The following is a 4,291-nucleotide window of genomic DNA, read 5'->3' on the forward strand; positions in this document are numbered from 1 at the left end:
GTTATTGGTTATATTGGAGCAGAAGGTGAAGTTGTGGCTGATAACGCTGCTAGCGCACCTGTTGCAGAAGCAACTGTTCAGTTGGAATCAGCTGGTCTTGAAGTTCCTAAAGCTCCTGCCCAAGCTGCTCCAGCAGCTACTGCAGAAAAAGCACCGCTTGTTGACAATGAGTACGATATTATCGTTGTCGGTGGTGGTCCTGCTGGTTACTATTCTGCCATTCGTGGTGCGCAACTTGGTGGTAAGGTTGCTATCGTTGAAAAATCTGAATTTGGTGGAACATGTTTGAATAAAGGATGTATCCCAACTAAGACCTACCTTAAAAATGCAGAAATCCTTGATGGACTTAAGATTGCTGCAGGTCGTGGTATCAACCTAGCGTCAACAAACTACACTATCGATATGGATAAGACAGTTGACTTTAAGAACTCTGTCGTTAAGACACTTACTGGTGGTGTTCAAGGGCTTTTGAAGGCTAACAAGGTCACTATTTTCAATGGTCTTGGTCAAGTTAATCCAGATAAGACAGTTACTATTGGTTCAGAAACAATCAAGGGACGTAATATTATCCTTGCGACTGGATCAAAAGTGTCTCGTATCAATATCCCTGGAATTGAGTCACAACTTGTGATGACATCAGATGATATCCTTGACTTGCGTGAATTGCCTAAATCACTTGCAGTTATGGGTGGTGGTGTCGTTGGTATCGAGCTTGGTCTTGTTTATGCCTCATACGGTGTAGAAGTGACTGTTGTTGAGATGGCTGACCGCATTATTCCTGCTATGGATAAAGAAGTATCACTTGAACTTCAAAAAATCCTTGCTAAAAAGGGTATGAAGATCATGACATCTGTTGGGGTTTCTGAGATTGTAGAAGCTAACAACCAATTGACCCTTAAACTTAATAATGGTGAAGAGATTGTAGCGGATCGTGCCCTTCTTTCAATCGGTCGTGTCCCACAATTGGATGGTCTTGAAAATCTTAACCTTGAACTTGACCGTGGTCGTATCAAAGTTAATGCTTATCAAGAAACATCAATCCCAGGAATCTACGCACCGGGTGATGTTAACGGAACTAAGATGCTTGCTCACGCTGCTTACCGTATGGGTGAAGTTGCAGCTGAAAATGCTATGCGTGGCAATGTCCGTAAGGCTCACCTTGACTACACACCAGCAGCTGTCTACACTCACCCAGAAGTCGCAATGTGTGGTCTTACTGAAGAAGATGCACGCGCTAAATACGGTGATGTTCTCATTGGTAAATCAAGCTTTGCTGGTAACGGACGTGCCATCGCTTCAAATGAAGCTCAAGGTTTTGTTAAAGTCGTTGCAGATGCGAAGTACCATGAAATCCTTGGTGTTCACATTATCGGTCCAGCCGCAGCTGAATTGATTAACGAAGCGTCAACAATTATGGAAAATGAATTGACTGTCGATGAACTCTTGCAATCTATCCACGGTCACCCAACCTTCTCTGAAAACATGTATGAAGCCTTTGCTGACGTACTTGGAGAAGCTATCCATAACCCACCAAAACGTAAATAAAGTTGATAAAATTCTCGGACGGAAGTTCGGGAATTTTTCTTTTGTCACACATTTTCATCTTTAGTGATATAGCATAATTCTTTCCCTGCTTTTCAAAGAGTAATTCAAATATATAGTTAAAAGGTTTTCATGTTGTACGAATAGTAAGTTCATAAGTACTTAAGGTTTTATAATATTTTTATTTTATTTAGAAATTTTTAACAATAAGCTTTCCATTAGAGTTTTTCTATGGTAAAATGGTTGACATATTAAAAATGCAAAAGGAAAGTTAAATGCGAACGAAAGATTTTATCTACTATGCCAGTGCGGCTGTTCTTTTGGCTGTCACAACTCAGGTTGCTCAAGCTGATGAAGTGGCGACGACCAAAACTCCTTCTGTTACTGAGGAAAATCAGTATCAATCTGCGACAGCGGCTGAAATTTTTGGTGGAGAAGCAGCCTTACCTGTAACTCCTAAATCAACTGTTTCAGCACCCGCAGCTACGAGTGAAGTGGCAAAAGCTAGTGCTCCAGCGGTATCTATGTCTCCTGCTTCACAAAGTTCCGAGGCTGCAACGGCATCAACTTCAGTAACGTCTTCAGTTGTAAGTTCAGAAAGTGCAACAGCTTCTACAAGTGCGACAAGTTCGGAGACGTCAAACAGTGCTGTAGCAACACCTGCTAAATTGACGAATTCCACGGATGTTCCTTCGCAAACGCTTAAGGTACAACCAAAGACTTTTATCGATGTCAGCAGCCATAATGGTGATATCAGTGTAGATGACTATCGTGCTCTTGCACGCCAAGGTGTGGGTGGTGTCGTTGTCAAGTTGACTGAGGACACTTGGTACAACAACCCTAAAGCACCCTCACAAGTTCGCAATGCTCAAATTGCTGGTCTTCAAGTATCAACCTATCATTTTTCACGATACACAACTGAGGAAGAAGCACGTGCAGAAGCTCGTTTCTACATCCAAGCTGCACAAAAACTGAACCTTCCAAAGAGCACCGTTATGGTTAATGATTTCGAAGACTCTAATATGCTTCCAAATATCAACCGTAACACTCAAGCTTGGGTTAACGAAATGCGTAAGCATGGTTACAACAACTTGATGTTCTACACAAGTGCCAGCTGGTTGGATGAGAACAATCTAGGCTACCGTGGACCTGTCTCAACCTCTCAATTTGGTATTGAGAATTTCTGGGTTGCCCAGTACCCATCGTCAAGTCTTACAGCAACGAGCGCTAAAAACATGCGCTATAATGCCAAAACTGGTGCATGGCAATTTTCAGCTACAGCTAATCTCTTGCCAGGTAAACATGTCTTTGACCAAAGCGTGGACTATACAGGACGATTTACTGCTAATGCCAGTGTCGAAGCAGATCCAACTCAAGGCGATTTGAGTGGGACTATTTCTATTGTTAATAACAATCCAACTCTTGGTAGCTTTGATGTTGTCATCTCTAATGTCAAAGCACCAAATGGTGTTCAAACAGTTTCTGTTCCAATTTGGTCAGAAATTAATGGCCAAGATGACATTATCTGGTATACGGCTAACCGTCAAAATAATGGAACTTACACAGTAAACGTTAAAGCTTCAGCTCATAAAAACTCAACAGGCCTTTATAATGTTCACCTTTATTATGTTCAAAAAGATGGCCAATTAACTGGTGTTGGTGGAACAACAACTCAAGTTTTTATTGGTAAGAAGCCGGAAATATCAGTATCTGCCAACTTGAGTATATCTAAAAATGAGAACAATGGAACATTTACAATAATTGCCAAAAATCTCAAAGGTTTAGAAGGCTATAAAGAGGTTAAAATTCCATTTTGGTCACATGCGAATGGAATGAGTGATATCAAATGGTATACACCGACCAGACAAGCAGATGGCTCTTACACTGTAACGGTGAAAGCTAGTGATCATGAGAATGCTAATGGCAGATATGAAGCGCAAGTATTTTACATTGATGCTAAAGGTCAAAAACGTTTTGTTCAAAAAGCTTTTTCTGACTATTCTCATGGCCAACCGACGGTTCCAGTATCTGCCAACTTGAGTATATCTAAAAATGAGAACAATGGAACATTTACAATAATTGCCAAAAATCTCAAAGGTTTAGAAGGCTATAAAGAGGTTAAAATTCCATTTTGGTCACATGCGAATGGAATGAGTGATATCAAATGGTATACACCGACCAGACAAGCAGATGGCTCTTACACTGTAACGGTGAAAGCTAGTGATCATGAGAATGCTAATGGCAGATATGAAGCGCAAGTATTTTACATTGATGCTAGAGGTCAAAAACGCTTTGTTCAAAAAGCTTTTGTAGAACGAAATGATCCATCTAAACCTACAGGTGTTATTTCTATTACAAATAATAAAGATTCAGGAACTTTTGATGTAGTCATCAGTGATGTCTATAGTCCTAAGGGTGTGCGTACAGTTCAGGTTCCAATCTGGTCTGAGGTTGATGGCCAAGATGATATTCGCTGGTATGAAGCCACACGTCAAACAGATGGCAATTATAAGGTTACTGTCCAAGTGGCTAACCATAAATACTCTACAGGTATTTATAATGTTCATCTTTACTATATCCAAAACGATGGTTCACAAATCGGTGTGGGAGGCACACAAACAAATGTTACTTTGTCAGAACCTAAAGCCGACCTTGCTATCACTGGTCTCAACAATGCTACTGGTAGCTACGATGTTGTTATCTCAAACTTGGTTGCCCCACGTGGCTTCAAAGAAGTCTTGGTTCCAAC

Annotated in this window: 2 protein-coding genes; both read left to right on the top strand. The window is 40.8% G+C overall.

From position 1 onward, the window contains the following. Positions 1-1,545: dihydrolipoyl dehydrogenase (lpdA, locus tag HMPREF2877_RS09955; RefSeq protein WP_070579820.1), on the top strand; the 1,545-nt coding region annotated here is incomplete at its 5' end. A 272-nt stretch (positions 1,546-1,817) separates the two neighbouring features. Further along, positions 1,818-4,291 (top strand): GBS Bsp-like repeat-containing protein (locus HMPREF2877_RS09960; RefSeq protein WP_256262944.1); only part of this gene is annotated, 2,474 nt, incomplete at its 3' end.

Source organism: Streptococcus sp. HMSC072D03 (genome assembly GCF_001812855.1).
Classification (GTDB): Bacteria; Bacillota; Bacilli; order Lactobacillales; family Streptococcaceae; genus Streptococcus; species Streptococcus salivarius_D.